Raw genomic sequence first — 18325 nt, forward strand, 5'->3', positions numbered from 1 at the left:
TAAAATTTCTAAGAAAGCTAACCGTTATTATTAGTCAGCTTTCTTAATCATTCCATCATTTTCTTTAATAATTTTTTCTAGCACTTTGTCTGCTCTTCCGACAAAGTTCAAATTTTTCGGGAAGTTAAACTCGATAATTACTCTTTCTCCTGGTTTAATCGTTTCTTCAGAATTAGTAAATTTCAGATCTTTATTCATAAATATTATCCCTCCTTTGAGATGTTCTATTTCATATAAAAGATTTCATTCACAGTCGCTTCAAAGTATTCACTTAAAGCTAATGCAAGCTTTAGGGTTGGATCGTATTTATCTTGTTCTATAGCAATAATAGTTTGTCTCGTTACACCCATTGATTTTGCTAATTGCTCTTGGGTTATTTTTCTCTCTTTTCTTAATATCTTCAAATTGTTTTTCATCAGCTTAAATATCCATATACCAAACCTAGTACTAGACAAATTGCGAATACAAGGAACATTGTTATTACAATAGGTTTTATTTTGTCATTTCCCATTTTACTTTGCATCATCATTATATTAACTCGATAAACTATCAACATTGATAACATCACTAAAAATGAATTAGAAAGACTACCGTTAACGACAAAGTGAGAGATACTCATAATCAGCAGCATCCCCATACCGAATATCCAACTCAATTTAATACTTTGGTTTGATTGATGTAATTCCATCTCATCTGGTTTTCTCATCTAAATCCCTCCTCAAAATGTTAAAAGTTCTTTACATTCTTATAGTATAATTTTTACACTAAAATGTAAAGAACTTTTAACATTTATCATTCCCAACATATTTTCCTCTTTACTCTAACGTCGCGTTATACCTTACGATTTAAGTAAGGAGGTGATGACATGGAATTCTATCAAATGCCGTTGTTTAATAAAATATTGGTGAGAGATAGTGAAAAAGCTGAGAATTGGTATCGTCACACTTTAGGATTTCAAAGTGTATTCAAGTTTCGTAATGAATCAAATGAAGTAATAATGAATCATCTAAGACTGAAAAAATATCAGGATATTATGCTGATTCAGTCTGATGACTTTACTAGTGGAAATGGTTGTTTCATTAATCTTCTTGTTGATGATATAGAAACGATTGCAAAGTCGATATCCGAGAAGTATGTGTTACAACCGTTAGAACAGATACCGCGGAATGCGATTGAGATGACCATCATTGATCCTGATGGTTATCAAATAACATTAACGGAATCGAATATTAGTGATGAAGATTTTGAGAAGTTAATGGGTAGTGTTTCAAAAAAATATTAAATAAAAAGTAGCGATTTTTCATCGCTACTATCTATATTTCCGAGGAAATAAAAAAATTAGACTATATTCTGAACATAGACACAATGAAAGTATTATTTATCTATTTCATTTTCATATTACATGAAGCACAAATTTAAGAATAAACAATAATGGTACTACTATTCTCCAACATATTTGTGATGCAATTTCTACATATTTATATTCTGGTTTTTTTTCAGCCTTTTTATTAATATCTATATTTTTAGTTAAAGGGTATAATTTATCCAATTTCTTTTTCCAATATGATTCTCTTATATACATCAACAGAATCCATCCACATATAAATAATACAACCCATAGTATACTAAATATCAAAGCATATTTTTCATCCTTAATATGTTCTAGTTGTGCCCCAACATATAACATGAAAAAGTTATATATAATAATAAATAACAGAAACAACTTTTTCTTTGCGCGACGTTCATTTATTTGTTCCATTTGTTCATATGAATAATCTTTTATCATATTGTTTTCATCGTCTACACTATTTTGATTGAATAAATCGCTTATAGGAACTGCTAACACATTTGCTACAAGTCCCATACTTTCCAAACTACTTTCTTCACCTTTTTCAATTCTTTGAATTGTTCGCACACTTAACTTAGCTTCATCAGCTAATCTTTCTTGTGTCCATCCCTTGGCTTTTCTTAGTTGAGCAACATTATTATTTTCTTTCATAACCTCATTCCTTTCCAATTGGTTAGGAAAAGTATACTAAATATCTCCAAATTATTACACGTCAGTAAAGTGACAATGAGCCGACAACAAAGCGACAAAGGGCGTCAGTAATACTTTTATTACTTATTTATAATATTTTCTAAGAAAATAACCGCATCATTTATGATACGACTCAGCGTATCGTTTAAGAGTGAGGTTAACTTGTAAAAATAAAAACCAATCAGTTAATAACTAGACAAGTACCTGAGATTAATTATTAACTGAGAAAGTAAGCAATCAATTTTAGTAACATTTATCTAGTATTTAAGTTAAATGCATATGAATCATCGCTTCCAGTACTGATATAAAATGCTCGTTCATTCTTAATCTCAATCACAAATCTTTTTCTATACTTTTCAAAATGAACTGTGTCTAAATCTAAATTTTCATCTAAAAAATACATACCCTGAACATTATAATTACCATCATGACTAGTACAGTTCATTAATTCTCTAATGGTATTATCATCTAACTTATAATCAAAAAATATATGATTACACTTTTCTCGATAATCTATATGGTTTTCCGTCAAATAATCCATCAATTCTTTACCTTTGATAAAAATTGATTTCTTATGGTTCATCATCTTCATTAACAAACGCTCTCGATAATCATCTTCCATCTCTAACAGATAAGCGTCATTACCTGTATATATTATGCCTCCCACAATAAGCATCTCACTTTTCTCCACAGGTAATAAATATGGTGGTTTTAGGTTTTCATTATCACACTTGATATATGATTGAATAGATTGATCATAACTTAATTTACCGATAAGAGGATCCCAAATAAATATAGGTTCATTTCTTTTGTCCAGTAATACTGTGAGAAAATATCCTTGTTCTGCTTCATCTTCAAAATCTAAAGTTTCTCTATCAACGTACATCCCATATCCATCAATTATTGATTCAAATTTTTTATCTTTTACTAGTCTAATAAATATAGGTTCGATATCTTTTGCATGTACTTCAATAGTAATTAATCGATTTTGAGCATCACTAATTATGCCTTCTGTAATCTTTAAAGAATCTGGATATGGATCAATACCAAAAGACTCCTCATCCTCTAATATTAAGTTCAAGAAATATTTAAATAACATATATTTACACCCAACCTTAATAAAAATGATACTTGTTAATAAATTATCTATATATTATATAAATGATGAAAAAATAAACTGACTTTTTGTATGTCCGTATGGCTGTAATAGATCAATAAATGATTCGACTGCGCCCATATTTTCCAATCTAACCTTAAAAACAAAACATGCTTCTCCTGATACACGATAACAAAATTCAACATTATCCTGTTCAGATATGAACTCCTTGAAATCTTTATATCTATTATTTTTAATGATAATTTCAATTAGAATCTCAACATCATATCCTAACTTCTTATAATCAATATTAATCGTATAATCTTTTATTATTCCCTGCTCCTCCATTTTATTTATTCGTTCTCTTACCGCTGGAGCAGATAAATTCACCTGTTTACTTAACTCATTAATCGTAATTCGGCTGTTCATTTCTAATGTATTTAATATTTTCTCATTAATTAAGTCTTCCATTTAAATTACCTCTTTTATTAAAGCTCATATACTTTAATTCCTTATTTAATTTATTAATTCTTAATTATATCACGTATATTATTAATTCAAGGAGATGATAATATGACATTAATAAATTATAGTAAGATAGGCGATACACCTTTCCAAAAATTATTAGGACACAATGAAATTATCCTTAACCCTTGGAATAACCTAGCAGACGTTTTAAGTGAAGACGGCGCATTGAGTAAAGAATTAAAAGAAGAATTAAGAAGAGTACTTGCGCAAGAAAATGGATGTCTTTACTGCAAAGCAAAGGGTAGACCTACTAATAAATTTCAAGACGAAAAATCTATACTTTGTATTGGTTTTGTAGAAGTGTACTTAAAAATGAAAGAAAATGTACCTGAATCTACTATTCAGTTATTAAAAGATTCAATGACAAATGAAGAAATTATTGAATTAATTACTTTTACTTTATTCACTACAGCTCAACAGCATTTTGGATCGATATTAAAACTTACTGCTGAAGATTAAACATCATACATCAAAAAGGTAACCACAAAAATACGGTTACCTCTTCTTTAATCTATAAATTCAACAAATCTTTTGTCCCAAATCATTTCATAAAATTTTACTGATTCTTCAGGTGTCATAATATCATTGTAGTTGGTCGATGTCATGTTTCTTTTCATATATAATTTATATCCTAAACCATGTGCAAATTTCACCGTTGAATCCACACAAAACGGTGTTTCAGCACCACAAATTTCAAGTGATTTCACTTCTAATTCCTCAAGTACTTGTTGAAGATTCGTATGATAGAACGCATTTGCATGCGTTTTATAAATATTATGTGTTCCTAAACTTTTTTTGATATCATCTACAACCTCAAAAGTCTTCGTACCTTGGACTAAATCCTCATCTTCGTGTTGTACAAATATAATTGGCTTATTTTCTTTATGATATGCTTCGATTACATTGTTAATTCTATCAACTAAACCTTCATAATCATATATTTTTCCATTTTCAAAACACACACCGTTTTGCATATCAATTACTAATAAAGCATCTGCTTTTGTCATATTAATCCACCTATCTCTGTAAATTCATCTACTACTAGCTATCATCTCTCTTAAAGATTGCATTTGAAGTCCTTTCTCATCGAAATTTGATGCACTTAACCATTTCTCAAAACACATTTTTATATTTGGCCATTCATTATCAAGAATTGAATACCAATTTGTGTCTCTATTACGACCTTTATAAACAATCGCCTGTCTAAAAGTCCCTTCAAAAGTAAAACCTAATCTTTCAGCTGCTTTCTTGGAAGGATCATTTAAGCTATCACATTTCCACTCATACCTCCTGTAACATAACACTTCAAATACATATTTCATTAATAAATATTGTGCCTCAGTTGCAAGTACTGTTCTTTTCAAATTATTAGAGTATACAATACTCCCTACTTCTATAACTCTATTTTTAGGATCAATTCTCATAAGAGAAAAACACCCTACCACTTTATTCGATTTATTTTCAATGATAGACAAATAGTATGGATCATCTGAATTTAATAGACGTTCAAAAAACGATTTGAACGCTTCTTTACTCTCAAATCTGTCAAAAGACATATATGTCAAACTATCTTCAGATGACAAACTTCCATACACTTCAAAAAGATCTTCAAAGTGTGAAGGACTGATTCTTTCTATTCTTACACTCTCACCATTTAAAACAGAAATATCAGGACGTGCACCTACTGTAAAATTGCTAACCGGTTCTCCAATGGGCTGGTTAAAATCATTGTATCTCATGCTCACATACACTCCTATAATACCTATATAACACACTAATAAATCAAATGCTTTTTGACTACTGCCAAGTATTTTGAAAGCTGAAATATTAACATCATCAATACTTTCTAATATTATTGAAAATGCTTTTTGCTCATTGTGCTTAATAATCAGCTTATCGTAGTCATGTTTAAATTTCATATCATCCGTATAATATTTTTTATTAATTGCTTCCCATTCTTCTTCTGACCACTCTGTTAAAAATAAAGCTTTATCTTGAGCTATTTCTTCTGGACTTAAAGATTCTTCTACATCTATATACTCATTAACGATATCGTCGTCATTTACATGAAATAGTTTGTAAACATGATGTTCATCAATATCGTCATCATATATGTACTCTTCTTTACTCAAACTTTCCAGTGGAATTTCATATCCTCGTAAACGGTTCTTTATAAGGTCTATTATCGATTTAATATCTTTAGGTAAAGGTTTATAGTTCCCTATGTATCTTTGATACAGTCTATTGTAATCCATGCACATCACCTTCCACTATTATTTATGATACGACTCAGCGTATCGGTTAAGAGTGAGGTAATTTATAAAATATTCGCCTATAAAGTTGAGGTTTACAGTTCAACTTTATAGGCGTAATTCACTAGAACACTTATTTTAATTCCATGAATTCTAATCTATTTCCAAAAGGATCATATAAAAATATTCTTTTTGCGTGTGGCAATAAATCGTCTTTAATAAAATCATAGCCCTTTTTATTTAATAAAGCTGTTAAAGTTTCTAAATTCTTTACTATAAATGCTGGATGCGCCTTATTTGCAGAACGAAAATCATCTTCTACACCGTAATGTAGCTGTTGATTTCTCCCAATTTCAAACCATGCACCACCTCTACTCTTAAGAGTGTCTGGTTTTTCGATATGCTTAAATCCTAAAACTCCCTCATAAAATTCAATTGCAATTGTATCTTTGCCTTTTGGACCTGCCACTTGTACATGGTCTAATCCATTATAATTATCCATTTATCATACCCCCAAGTTATTCATAGCTATATATTATCACTTAACTTTTGAGAGTAATAATACTTTAAATTTATTACTGATTATAAGAAAAAGCATTACTCAAAACGAGCAATGCTTAACTCCTTACTTTTCTACACTGTCCTTTAGGTTTTATAAGTACTCTTTATATTCGATATCATCATATGCATTTGTCCAGTGGAACGGCTGTAACTCTTTTAATGTCTTATATTCTAAATTGCTACTATCATTAGTGACAGCCACCTTAACATTGTTACCCCAATAAAGTAATCTTTCTTGGCATATACCACATGGTGTTAACACTTTAAATTCACTATTCTCATCATCTCTTACTACACAGATACTATGTGTAATAATATCATCAAATTTATGAGCTTCTAAAATTGCACCTGTTTCAATACATAATTCTGTTGAAGCATTTATAACCTCGGGAGCAACTGAAATATAAATTTCACCTTTCTTGGAATACATCGCTGCAGCACCTCCCCATCCTTTAGGGAAACGTTTAATAATAAAAGATTTAGCTTCATCAAATAATTTTTGTTCGATACTCATATTATACTCTCCTTTTCTTTGATAGCTATTTGAACAATATGTTGTAACCCGTTCTTTTCAAATACTTTATGTTTCTTCATCCCAATTTTTGATGCTACTTTTTGAGATGGTAAATTATTTATAGTTGAATATGAATATATTTGTTCAAACCCTAATACATCAAAAGCATACTCCATACATGCTTTTGCCGCTTCTGACGCATAACCTTTATTACAGTATTCTTTAATAATATGAAATCCAATCTCAGGTAGTACTTCTCCATCAATATTTTGCATCGTTATACCACAGTCACCTAAAAAAGTCCCATCCTCCTTCAGAATAACCGCCCATAGACCACAATTATATATAGCATAATTTTCGATATTCCACTTAATCCATTCTTCAATCTCATGCTCATTAAACGGATGATCGTAAAATTGCATAGATTCAGAATCAGATAATACTTTAGAAAGAGAGAATTTATCTTCTGTTCGTAATTCTCTTAAAATCATACGTTCTGTTTCTAGTATAGTCATAAAAATCTCACTCTCTATTTCAATAATTTATGTAAAGTGTACTTAAAAAAACGTTAAAGAAGATTGTTAAAAACCTCATTATTTATGATAAGCATGAGTGTATCTCAAAAGACTGCGGTATTTTCTAGAAAAAAACCGCATCATTTGTGATAACTTTCCCCCCTAATAATCCTAAACGCTCTATACACTTGCTCAAGTAGAATGACTTTCATCATTTGGTGTGGGAAGGTCATCTTGCTGAATGATAGGGCGTAGTTTGATCTGTCCAGCACGCTTTGGTGTAGTCCGTTTGATCCTCCAATGATGAATGTCAGATGGCTTTTTCCGGTATTCATTTTTTGTTCGATGTCTTTAGATAGTTGCAATGAGTCTAGTTGCTTTCCTAATATCTCAAGTGTATACACGAAGCTATCGTCTTTTATTTTTGATAATATACGCTGTGCTTCTTTTTCCTTCGCAATTTCAATATCTTTTTCACTCATGTTATCAAAGTCTTTTTCATCTGCGACTTCTATCAGTTCCATTTTTGTATAGGCACCTAATCTTTTCACATACTCATCTACTGCCATTTTCCAGTATTTTTCTTTCAATTTACCCACAGTTATAATTGTTATTTTCATTTTTATTCATTCCTTTTATAAAGTTATCCTAGTTATCCACAAGTTACTCACATATGCACATTTCACAACCCTATTATAATCATATTTTCATCATTAATAATAGCAAATGTAACATTTTACTCTGTATAAAAATAAAAAAAGATGCCCATTTTACCGGACATCTTTATACATTGTGTATAAATCGGTACTTATCCACAAAGTTATCCCTAGTTATACACATTTTTTCGTGAATAACCTGACTTATCCACTTGTTAATAATTTATTTACTCGATATTTTTATTTAGTTTGATATATTACCACTAAATTTCATATATTTTCGTCGGTACTGCTTTATCTGTATCATGTATCATCACTTCATTCACTGTATCGATATCATGTTTATTCAGCACCTGCTCAACACTCATACGCGCTAAGTCTTTCATATTGTTATCTTGTGATAGATGCGATAGATAGATACGTTTCGTACTTCCTGTAATCACATCTCTCATCGCATACGCCGCATCTTCATTGGATACATGTCCCATATCACTTAATATACGTTGTTTCGTACTCCATGGATAGCGTCCCATGCGTAGCATATCTACGTCATGATTACTTTCAAATACGAAACAGTCTGATCCATGTATCATACCTTTCATACGGTCTGATACGTACCCTGTGTCTGTAATCACCGTTAACTTTTTATAGTTATTATTGAAGATATAGAACTGTGGATCTACCGCATCATGCGAAACATTAAATGATTCAATATCCATTCCTGCTAATGTCTTAATTTCATATGGATTAAAAATGAATTTCTGCTCATCGGGTATTTTTCCATCAGCACGATTAATGCGTTCCCACGTCTTTTCATTCGCATATATCGGTAACTTATATTTTCTTGCAAGCACACCTAATCCTTTAATATGATCGATATGTTCATGCGTCACAAGTATCCCATTTAAATCTTCTATTTTACGGCCGATTTGTTCAAACAAACCTTCCATCTTCTTGCCTGTTAGTCCTGCATCGACGAGTAGCGATCCTTTCTCACTTTCAACGTACACTGCATTCCCCGTACTACCACTTGCTAGTACTGACATATTAATCATCAAATCACTCACTTAATTTACAATATTGGTTGCTCTGGATTCACAGCATCTACATAATAAGTAGTCGACGTACCATTTGCTTTTCGTACAGCGATTTGCCATGTTGGCTTCAGCACTTGTCCACGTATTTCTCGTACGATTGAATAGTATCCAAGCCTCACTGATGTCACTGTATCGCCACGTTCTAAAGCTGTTTTATAGTACAATACTTCAATCGCTTCTTTCGCTGGAATCACTTTTTTCTTTTCGTTATTCTTTCCTAGTCCTTCTTGTATATCTTTAAGATAGGTTTGTTTATAAGTTGTCACTTCATTATTATCATTATATCGAAATGCGAGCTGTGCTTTATCATTATTTAGAATCGGGTACTTGCCATATACTTGATCAAAGTAAAGAGTATGTTTTTTTCTATCTATGCCACTAAGTGTATATTCTTTTCCTTTATCTATTTCAATATTGATATACTCTTTTAAGCCACTAATTATCGCTCTTTCTTCGATTTTAGATAATTTAATTTTAGGTTTGACTTCACTAGTTACGACTGTTTTTAATTCATCGCTTTTTTTATCAAAGTCAGCTGAGTTTTCTGTAAATCCAGCACTCTTTGCAGACATAATATTCATCATCACATGCTTAGCAGAAGGTAGTTCTGGTAACTTGATACCTTCTTTATCAAAATCAATACGTTCTGATTTAGCATCTTCAACAATATTTGCGCGTTGAACTTTCTCATGATAGATAAAGCCTAGAGCAATATTGATAATCAGGAATACAAAGATAAATAACGATGTGGCATGTTTCCAATCCATTATTTCAGCCTCCCATTATCATACTCTTTCCATTCATCATTATATTTAATAAACCATGCAGGTTTAAATGATAACGTTGATTGAATGGTTTCTTCATCTGAGCGTTCCATATTATAACCAATCATCATGTTCGATACACGTTCAAATTGATAATGTTTATTCGATGCTAATGCAAAACGTACTTCTTCAGCTGTCGGGAGTTGTTTAACTTTTTGCTTTGCTGGTACTGCTACGCTTGTTGTATACAGTCCACGTTTATATTCATAAATGTTATCGTCTCCCCAAATAATATCTATCTCAGATAAATCACGACGATTGAATACCGGGTATCCTTTGAAGAACATTTGATATTTAATTGCACTATCCGCATGCCTTACGCCAAAATAACGATAGTCATCCGTAAATCCGCGATGTTCACTAATAAAATTAAATGAATTAATCAAGTTATTCATCGGATTTGGTTTCCCATGATCGACTTCTGATAAATTATTAAATTTATAGTTTTCATTATTCGTCATCTTTACAATACCTGTGTTTGAATTGTAAGTTTTAGAACGATTGTTGTCCGAACGTTCAATAATACTATTTTTATCGCCGAGTACCGCTTTGTTAATGTCATCTACATTAATATTATCTGCCAGGTAGCTGTATGCTTGCGTTTGTTTCGGCTTTTCCGGTACATATAAACTTGTTAATTCATCAGTTGTTCTTTCATTTGTAATAACACCTGTATAACTCTCCATCGATTTACGAGATGATTTTACTAATGTGTTAAATGCTTTACTAGAACCATTTGTTTCAATTTCTAACATACGATTATCATTTGTCATCATGTAAAGAATGATATTTTGTTGTTTATGACTATCAATAATAATGCGTTTAAATTGCGCGTTACTATCACCTTTTACTGTATTGTCTAAAATATCTGTTAAATACATGGCAACAGGTAATTCACCAGCATAATCTAAAATAACAAATTTATCTTTTAAAGATTTAGACATATATGAAATACCTTGATTTTTATCACTAATGTCAGAAACTTTTAAACTTGAAATGCGTTTAACAAATTCAAGTAACATATCCTTATCTGTTGTGCCATATATATTATTATCTGAATATACAACGACTTGATAGGGTAGAAAGATACTGTTGATATCATCTACATTTTTTGGACTAAGTGCTGTATTTGTTTTAGTAATAGACGTTTCGATATTTGCAAGGTTCGGTCTAAAGTTCCATATTTTATAGGTCAACACTATACTAGATATCACGAGTGTTAACAGAATAATCCCTTTTAAGATACTCTTAAACATCCCAATCACCGTCATCTAATACTTCACACGGAAGTGTAATATAAACTGATGTACCGAATCCTTCTTTACTATTTGCCCAAATACGTCCATTATGTGCTTCAATGATTTCTTTACTAATGGCTAGTCCTAAACCTGTTCCACCCATTTTTCTCGTTCTTGCTTTATCTACTCGGAAGAAACGATCAAAGATTTTATCTACTTTATTCAATGGAATTCCAATACCATTATCTTTAATTTGAATGGTCATACGATTAAATAAAGTATTTTGTTTCACGTGGAATTCAACTTTCTTTTTACCTTTTGAATATTTCAATGCATTCGTAATCACGTTATCAAATACTTGTGTCATCTTATCCGGATCAATCTCAACGAATATACCCGTCTTCGGAATATCACGAATAAGCGTAGCATTTTTACCTTCAGACATTTCAAAACGATTAATAATTTTATGAATGAACATATTGAAATCAATCAGTTCTTTATTAAGATGATCATCTGTGTTATCCATCTTAGACAATTGCAGTAAGTCATTTACAAGACGAATCATACGATCAGTCTCTTCTCGTGTAACGCTTAAGAATTGGGGTGCTAAATCATCGTCTTTCCATGCACCTTCTTCTAAAGCTTCTATATAACTGCGCATAGAAGTTAGCGGCGTACGCAATTCATGTGAAACATTGGCTACGAATTCACGACGTTCATTCTCAACGTGGTGTTGTTCAGTAACATCATGTAATACGGCAATGTAACCCGTAATAAATCCTGTATCCTGAATAATTGTAGAAAATGAAGCACGCACAATTAACTGCTCTTTCTCATTAAGGTCAATAACAATACCACCAGCGATATCTTGTAATTCATCTAACGAATAATGCTCTTCAATATTTAAAATATCTAATACGTGACGACCTTCTACTTCATCTTTATTCATATCGAGCATCTTTAATGCCATTTCATTTACAATACGTACACGTCCACGTCTATCCGTCGCAATAACACCATCAGACATGTGTGTAATTACAGAATCAAGACGACGTTTCTCACTTTCAGTGTTCGCTTGTGCTTCCTGCACACGTTTCGATAAGTTATTAAATGTTAAAGCAAGTTCACCGATTTCATCATTTCCATAAACTTTAACACGATTTGTATAATTACCCTTTGACATTTCTAATGCCTGATTACGCATATCTGAAATTGGTTTCGTAATAGTGCGGGCAATAAAGAATCCTAATATGATTGTTATTAATAAAGACAATCCTGTACCGATAATAAAGATACTGTTAATCTTCATAAGTTGTGCGTAAACCGGTTCAATGGACTCCTCGACATGGATAACACCTAAAATTTTATTGTTATCTTTGATCGGGAAATTTTTAATCCAGACACGTACTTTACCACCGGGATCATCACGCAGTTTTACACGATCATTTGTTTTACCTAAAGAAAGAGACATTTTAATCTGGCTATCATTAATCTTTTGATTAATACTCTCACGGTTTGAATCGCTACTTGTCGCTAAAATAACTTCTGAATTATCAACATAACGGATTGTATCGATTTCTGTACGCAATGCATATTCATCAACAGTCTTTTGAATCTCTCGTTGTATTCTATTCGGTGTTTTTTTATTTTCTTTATATATATTTCTTATATCATAATTGATTGATTTTATTTGCTGGTTAATATTTGTTTCAAAGTTTTTCGTTAACTCTTTTTCTAAGTTATTCGTAAAATATAACCCAATAATCTGCATACCGATAATAATAAGTAATACATAGATTACAACGAGTTTAATGTGCAAAGATTGAAGCTTTTTATATAACGTTTTCATTCTGCACTACTCCTGCGTTTGTAAGAAGTATCCTACACCACGACGTGTTACGATATATTCCGGATGGCTTGCATCATCTTCAATTTTTTCACGTAATCTACGGATAGTAACGTCCACTGTACGCACATCTCCAAAATAATCATAACCCCATACTGTTTGCAGTAAGTGTTCACGCGTCATTACCTGCCCGATATGTTTTGCTAAGTAATGGAATAGCTCAAACTCACGATGCGTAAGTTCGATATCTACACCACGCTTTTTAATAGAATATGCTTCAGGATAAACGATAATATCTTTAATAACGATATCTGTCGACTCTTCTTTTTCTTCAGTTTGTGCCTGTGTGTAATGACGACGTAAATTCGCTTTAACACGGGCAATCAATTCGCGTGTTGAGAATGGTTTCGTAACATAATCGTCAGCGCCTAACTCTAAGCCTAATACTTTATCAATTTCAGAGTCTTTAGCTGTTAACATAATAATCGGCATATCATATTTCTTACGCACCTCACGACATACTTCCATACCATCACGACCAGGTAACATGATATCTAACAATACGATATCTGGTTGCACATCATAGATAAGATCTACAGCATCATCACCGTCATAAGCAACATGTACTTCATAGCCTTCTTTTTTCAAGTTAAATTCTAATATATCTGCAATCGGTTTTTCATCATCTACAACAACGATTTTTCTCGACATTGGCGTCCCTCTTCTCTGGTAAAATTCAATAATATCCTACTCTATAATTTACCACTGTTTTGTACTTTTTTCTATAAGGTCGCATTTTATACCTTCCACATAAAAAAAGAAGCTAGACAAAAGTCTAACTTCTAAATATGAATGAGTAAGGCGATTGCCTTACTAATTAGCGGTCCCGACGGGAATCGAACCCGCGATCTCCTGCGTGACAGGCAGGCATGTTAACCGCTACACCACGGGACCTAATGTATTAAATTAAATGGTGACCCCTACGGGATTCGAACCCGTGTTACCGCCGTGAAAGGGCGGTGTCTTAACCGCTTGACCAAGGGGCCATTAATTAATAGCACAAGATTGATTATAGCATGTTGAATTTACATTTATCAAGCATTATTTTTAAAAAATATTAAAAAATTTAGTATAATTGATATATATACTCTGAATTATTAAAGAAAGGAGCATGTTATGTCGATACCCTTGGAAAAAGTGGTAAAACAACACAACAAGCTGCCTTTAAAAGAAAAGATTAAGCGTTTTTCTTTCATTACTTTAGGTGCAATTCTCATGGCAGTGGCACTCGAACTCTTTTTAGTACCTAACAAATTACTCGATGGAGGTATTGTAGGTATTTCAATTATGGCTTCACATTTACTTGAACTACCTCTTGGATTATTTATCTTTTTAATAAATATCCCATTCTTTTACCTAGGATATAAACAAATCGGTAAAACATTTGCTCTATCAACTTTATATGCCATTACTATTTTATCAATTGGTACAGCTCTATTACATCCCGTTCCTCCTTTTGCGGATGAGAAATTTCTAGTTACTATCTTTGGTGGGGTGATTCTTGGCCTTGGTGTTGGACTCGTCATTCGTTATGGTGGTTCATTAGATGGCACTGAAATTCTTGCCATTCTTATTAGTAATAAATCTCCGTTTTCAGTCGGAGAAATCGTTATGGTTATTAATTTCTTCATCTATGTTGCTGCCGGATTCATCTTTACATGGGAATCAGCAATGTATTCAGTAATCGCCTATTTTATTGCTTTTAAAACGATTGATATCGTCCAGCAAGGTTTAGATGAATCTAAATCTGTCTGGATTATAAGTGATCAGCACGAAGAAATTGGTGATGCTATTAATGACCGTTTAGGTCGTGGTGTTACATATTTAACTGGAGAAGGTGCTTATACTGGTGAAGATAAGAAAGTTATCTTCTGTGTCATTACTCGTCTAGAAGAATTTAAATTAAAAGACATCGTTAATCATTATGATGAAAGTGCATTTGTTGCAATCGGCAACGTATCGGAAGTTAAAGGCGGAAGATTCAAAAAGAGAGATATTCATTAAAACATACAAAAATAGCAATAAAGTAGTCTATTTTAATAGATTCCTTTATTGCTATTTTTATATTTATCATTTATCTAAAGCTTATTTATCAGTTTGCCATAAATCTTCAAGTAAGTTTGTTTGCGTTCTATCTGGTCCTACTGAGAAGATAGAAATCTTAACATTACATAATTCAGAAATACGCTCTAAATAACGACGTGCATTATCTGGTAATTCTTCCATCGTCTTAACACCAGTAACATCTTCAGTCCATCCAGGTAACTCTTCAAATACTGGCTTACAACGATTTAATGCATTTAAGTTAGCAGGGTATTCAGTAATAATTTCACCATCTAATTCGTATGCCGTACAGATTTTAACAGTTTCTAAACCTGTTAATACATCAATAGAGTTAATTGATAAATCTGTAATACCACTCGCACGACGTGAATGACGTAATACAACTGAATCAAACCAACCTACTCGGCGTGGACGTCCTGTTGTTGTACCGTATTCACGACCTACTTCACGGATATGGTGCCCATCTTCATCGAATAGTTCAGTTGGGAATGGCCCATCTCCTACACGTGATGTATAAGCTTTACATACGCCTACAACTTTATCAACAAAAGTTGGTCCTACACCAGTACCAACTGTTACGTTACCTGCAATCGGGTTACTTGATGTAACAAATGGATACGTACCATGATCGATATCAAGCATCACACCTTGTGCACCTTCAAACAATACTTTTTCTTCTGCTTCGAAAGCGTCATCTAATACTTTTGCAGTGTCCACTGTGTATTGTTTCAATCGTTGTCCTGCAGCAAAGTAAGGTTCAAAGATTTCATCAAAAGTGAATCCTTCAGCATTGAACATTTTTTCGAATAATTCATTTTTAGCGTTTAAGTTTTCTTCTAACTTTGCTCTAAATGTTTCTTCGTCCAATAAATCAGCCATACGAATCCCGATACGTTGTACTTTATCAACATATGCCGGTCCAATACCTTTTTTCGTTGTACCGATTTTATTGTCGCCACGCTTTTCTTCTTCTAATTCATCTTGTTTTAAATGGTACGGTAAAATAACTTGGGCACGATTTGAGATACGTAAGTTATCTGTACTTATACCACGTTCATTTAATGCATCTAATTCTTTTAATAAAGCAACCGGATCTACAACAACGCCATTACCGATTACTGATAATTTATCTGAATAGAAAATTCCTGATGGTACTAAGTGTAATTTATACGTTTCTCCACCGAATTTAATAGTATGACCTGCATTATTACCACCTGAAAAACGAGCAATCACATTTGCCTGTTCAGCTAAAAAATCTGTGATTTTACCTTTACCTTCGTCTCCCCACTGCGTCCCAACAACTACGATTGATGACATGCGTGCACCTCCAAATTTTCTTGACTAACCTTAGCCATTCTATCAATATATAGCTGAAAAATCAACCAAAAACCGAACATTAATAATTATACATAATTTTTCCTCATGAATTAAGGTTTTATGTATTTAGGAATGTATAAATGAATATTTTTCTTTATTGCATTTGATTTATACTGTTTTTTCGTTTTGAAATTTAATATTTTTATTCAAAAATCAATATAATAAGTACAAACATTCATGAAATTTATTTGTAAATTACAAACAAAAACACGTACTTTAAATATATCCTTTGATTTAAAGTACGTGTTTTATAGTTTTTTTACATCATATCCGCATGTGCATAATCAATATCAGTAAATTTGTTATATTGTTTCAAGAAGTGCAGTTTAACAGTCCCTGTAGGACCGTTACGCTGCTTGGCGATAATAATTTCTATCTCCCCATTCTCATCTTGTGCACCTGCATCAACTTCCACTTCTTCGCCATCTTCGCCTTGTCCACGGTTATAATAATCATCACGATACAAGAAGGCAACAATATCCGCATCTTGTTCAATCGATCCGGATTCACGAATATCACTCATCATCGGACGCTTATCTTGTCGTTGTTCTACACCACGAGATAACTGAGATAAAGCGATCACAGGACATTCTAATTCACGTGCTAATGCTTTTAACATACGTGAAATTTCAGAGACTTCTTGTTGTCTATTTTCACTTGAGCGACTTCCAGACCCTTGAATCAACTGTAGATAGTCAATCAATATCATATCCAGTCCATGTTCCTGATGAAGTCGTCTGCATTTTGAACGGATATCTGTAATACGAATCCCTGGCGTATCATCAATAAAAATATTTGTTCGAGATAATTTACCAACAGCGACTGTGAAACGATTCCAATCTTCTCCGTCCATCTGTCCAGTACGCAGACGATTTGAATCAACATTCCCTGTGCTACAAATCATACGTGTCGCAAGTTGATCCGCACCCATCTCAAGACTAAATATCGCTACCGTATACGGATGATCATTTGTAGCCACCTGTGTGGCAATATTTAAAGCGAACGCTGTCTTCCCAACTGATGGTCGTGCAGCAATAATAATCAGATCATTACGGTTAAAACCTGCAGTCATCTGATCCAGGTCACGATATCCGGTTGGTATGCCTGGCGTTTGCCCTTTATTATTATCAAGTTCTTCCGCATTATTAAAGACTTGTGTTAACACGTCTTTAATTTCTTTAAATCCATCTGCGCCTCGATTGGTTGATACTTCCATTATACGTTTTTCAGCATCTGCAAGTAATGTTTCCAAATCAAGTGACTCATTATACCCATCTGCCATAATACTATCAGCAACATGAATTAAACGACGCTTTACAGCATCACGGTAAACAATATCCACATAGAAATCAACGTTTCTAGCAGTAGGAACTTTCTCTGACAATTCAATAAGATAAAGTTCACCGCCACTCGCTTCAAGCGTTCCGTCCTGCGTCATTTGATTCATAACAGTGATGATATCTACAACATCGTTTTGTTCAGATAAAGTAAGCATTGCCTGGAATATATTCTGATGACTTTGTCTGTAAAAATGTAGCGGCAATAATGTTTCAAGCACAGAAGATAATACTTCATTATCAATAAAGATAGCACCTAATACAGATTGCTCAGCTGTTAAATTAAAAGGCAGTTTCTTACCTTCAAGATAATCTGACATAT

Annotated in this window: 22 protein-coding genes and 2 tRNA genes; 3 read left to right on the forward strand and 21 right to left on the reverse strand. The window is 32.6% G+C overall.

Going from position 1 to position 18325, the window contains the following annotated elements; all coding sequences use genetic code 11:
• Positions 1 to 30: 30 nt before the first annotated feature.
• Genes BHU61_RS13490 through BHU61_RS11170 form a run of 3 tightly spaced genes read right to left on the reverse strand, consistent with a single transcriptional unit; the run spans position 31 to position 706 of the window.
• Complete coding sequence (locus BHU61_RS13490) at positions 31 to 198, reverse strand: hypothetical protein (protein WP_170122547.1); 168 nt, start codon at positions 196 to 198, stop codon at positions 31 to 33.
• A 26-nt stretch (positions 199 to 224) separates the two neighbouring features.
• Positions 225 to 404 (reverse strand): helix-turn-helix transcriptional regulator, encoded by a 180-nt coding sequence (locus BHU61_RS11165; RefSeq protein ID WP_379883824.1) that lies wholly within the window; start codon positions 402 to 404, stop codon positions 225 to 227.
• An 11-nt stretch (positions 405 to 415) separates the two neighbouring features.
• On the reverse strand, positions 416 to 706 hold the full coding sequence (locus tag BHU61_RS11170) for a hypothetical protein (RefSeq protein WP_111716906.1): 291 nt from the start codon (positions 704 to 706) through the stop codon (positions 416 to 418).
• A gap of 159 nt (positions 707 to 865) precedes the next feature.
• On the opposite strand from BHU61_RS11170, the gene BHU61_RS11175 reads away from it, so the two are divergent.
• Positions 866 to 1282 (forward strand): VOC family protein, encoded by a 417-nt coding sequence (locus BHU61_RS11175; protein WP_111716907.1) that lies wholly within the window; start codon positions 866 to 868, stop codon positions 1280 to 1282.
• A 111-nt stretch (positions 1283 to 1393) separates the two neighbouring features.
• Here the strand turns inward: BHU61_RS11175 and BHU61_RS11180 are convergent, their stop codons facing one another.
• The 3 genes from BHU61_RS11180 to BHU61_RS11190 all read right to left on the reverse strand — a co-directional run bounded on the left by BHU61_RS11180 (position 1394) and on the right by BHU61_RS11190 (position 3605).
• Complete coding sequence (locus BHU61_RS11180; protein ID WP_111716909.1) at positions 1394 to 1999, reverse strand: helix-turn-helix domain-containing protein; 606 nt, start codon at positions 1997 to 1999, stop codon at positions 1394 to 1396.
• A gap of 292 nt (positions 2000 to 2291) precedes the next feature.
• The gene (locus tag BHU61_RS11185) at positions 2292 to 3137 is read right to left on the reverse strand and encodes a hypothetical protein (protein WP_111716911.1); all 846 of its coding nucleotides are present in this window, start codon (positions 3135 to 3137) and stop codon (positions 2292 to 2294) included.
• A gap of 54 nt (positions 3138 to 3191) precedes the next feature.
• Complete coding sequence (locus BHU61_RS11190) at positions 3192 to 3605, reverse strand: Lrp/AsnC family transcriptional regulator (RefSeq protein ID WP_111716913.1); 414 nt, start codon at positions 3603 to 3605, stop codon at positions 3192 to 3194.
• A 102-nt stretch (positions 3606 to 3707) separates the two neighbouring features.
• On the opposite strand from BHU61_RS11190, the gene BHU61_RS11195 reads away from it, so the two are divergent.
• Positions 3708 to 4121 (forward strand): carboxymuconolactone decarboxylase family protein, encoded by a 414-nt coding sequence (locus tag BHU61_RS11195; protein ID WP_111716914.1) that lies wholly within the window; start codon positions 3708 to 3710, stop codon positions 4119 to 4121.
• Between the two features lie 47 nt (positions 4122 to 4168).
• Here the strand turns inward: BHU61_RS11195 and BHU61_RS11200 are convergent, their stop codons facing one another.
• The 13 genes from BHU61_RS11200 to BHU61_RS11260 form a co-directional block, all read right to left on the reverse strand.
• Positions 4169 to 4669, reverse strand: a complete 501-nt coding sequence (locus BHU61_RS11200; RefSeq protein WP_111716916.1) for an isochorismatase family protein — start codon at positions 4667 to 4669, stop codon at positions 4169 to 4171.
• 24 nt (positions 4670 to 4693) lie between these two features.
• Complete coding sequence (locus tag BHU61_RS13630; protein WP_242444255.1) at positions 4694 to 5917, reverse strand: GNAT family N-acetyltransferase; 1224 nt, start codon at positions 5915 to 5917, stop codon at positions 4694 to 4696.
• A 130-nt stretch (positions 5918 to 6047) separates the two neighbouring features.
• Positions 6048 to 6416: a VOC family protein gene (locus tag BHU61_RS11210; RefSeq protein WP_111716918.1), complete on the reverse strand. Its 369-nt coding sequence runs from the start codon at positions 6414 to 6416 to the stop codon at positions 6048 to 6050.
• Positions 6417 to 6566: 150 nt separating this feature from the next.
• A complete protein-coding gene (locus BHU61_RS11215; RefSeq protein ID WP_111716920.1) occupies positions 6567 to 6989 on the reverse strand; it encodes a cytidine deaminase in 423 nt (140 codons plus the stop codon).
• A complete protein-coding gene (locus BHU61_RS11220) occupies positions 6986 to 7504 on the reverse strand; it encodes a GNAT family N-acetyltransferase (protein ID WP_111716921.1) in 519 nt (172 codons plus the stop codon). The genes BHU61_RS11215 and BHU61_RS11220 overlap by 4 nt, the downstream gene beginning before the upstream one ends.
• A 140-nt stretch (positions 7505 to 7644) precedes the next feature.
• The gene (rlmH, locus tag BHU61_RS11225) at positions 7645 to 8124 is read right to left on the reverse strand and encodes a 23S rRNA (pseudouridine(1915)-N(3))-methyltransferase RlmH (protein WP_111716923.1); all 480 of its coding nucleotides are present in this window, start codon (positions 8122 to 8124) and stop codon (positions 7645 to 7647) included.
• Positions 8125 to 8423: 299 nt separating this feature from the next.
• Positions 8424 to 9215, reverse strand: coding sequence for an MBL fold metallo-hydrolase (locus BHU61_RS11230; protein ID WP_199798231.1), 792 nt, complete (start codon positions 9213 to 9215; stop codon positions 8424 to 8426).
• Between the two features lie 17 nt (positions 9216 to 9232).
• Positions 9233 to 10024, reverse strand: coding sequence for a two-component system regulatory protein YycI (locus tag BHU61_RS11235; protein WP_111716925.1), 792 nt, complete (start codon positions 10022 to 10024; stop codon positions 9233 to 9235).
• Positions 10024 to 11337 carry a YycH family regulatory protein gene (locus BHU61_RS11240; RefSeq protein ID WP_170122548.1) on the reverse strand — a complete coding sequence of 438 codons (1314 nt, stop codon included), beginning with the start codon at positions 11335 to 11337 and terminating at the stop codon, positions 10024 to 10026. Before BHU61_RS11240 ends, BHU61_RS11235 begins: the two co-directional genes overlap by 1 nt.
• Entirely contained in the window at positions 11330 to 13168 is a 1839-nt protein-coding gene (gene walK, locus BHU61_RS11245; protein ID WP_111716928.1) for a cell wall metabolism sensor histidine kinase WalK, read from the reverse strand. The genes BHU61_RS11240 and walK overlap by 8 nt, the downstream gene beginning before the upstream one ends.
• Before the next feature lie 6 nt (positions 13169 to 13174).
• The gene (gene yycF, locus BHU61_RS11250) at positions 13175 to 13876 is read right to left on the reverse strand and encodes a response regulator YycF (RefSeq protein WP_096077737.1); all 702 of its coding nucleotides are present in this window, start codon (positions 13874 to 13876) and stop codon (positions 13175 to 13177) included.
• A 170-nt stretch (positions 13877 to 14046) separates the two neighbouring features.
• A tRNA-Asp gene (locus tag BHU61_RS11255) sits at positions 14047 to 14119 on the reverse strand.
• 17 nt (positions 14120 to 14136) lie between these two features.
• Positions 14137 to 14211, reverse strand: a tRNA-Glu gene (locus BHU61_RS11260).
• Between the two features lie 130 nt (positions 14212 to 14341).
• On the opposite strand from BHU61_RS11260, the gene BHU61_RS11265 reads away from it, so the two are divergent.
• Entirely contained in the window at positions 14342 to 15229 is an 888-nt protein-coding gene (locus tag BHU61_RS11265) for a YitT family protein (RefSeq protein WP_111716930.1), read from the forward strand.
• Between the two features lie 81 nt (positions 15230 to 15310).
• On the opposite strand, the gene BHU61_RS11270 is transcribed toward BHU61_RS11265, so the two are convergent.
• The gene (locus BHU61_RS11270) at positions 15311 to 16606 is read right to left on the reverse strand and encodes an adenylosuccinate synthase (RefSeq protein ID WP_099581679.1); all 1296 of its coding nucleotides are present in this window, start codon (positions 16604 to 16606) and stop codon (positions 15311 to 15313) included.
• A 319-nt stretch (positions 16607 to 16925) separates the two neighbouring features.
• Positions 16926 to 18323: a replicative DNA helicase gene (gene dnaB, locus BHU61_RS11275; protein WP_099581677.1), complete on the reverse strand. Its 1398-nt coding sequence runs from the start codon at positions 18321 to 18323 to the stop codon at positions 16926 to 16928.
• Positions 18324 to 18325 lie beyond the last annotated feature (2 nt).

Source organism: Macrococcus epidermidis (assembly GCF_003259695.1).
GTDB lineage: Bacteria > Bacillota > Bacilli > Staphylococcales > Staphylococcaceae > Macrococcoides > Macrococcoides epidermidis.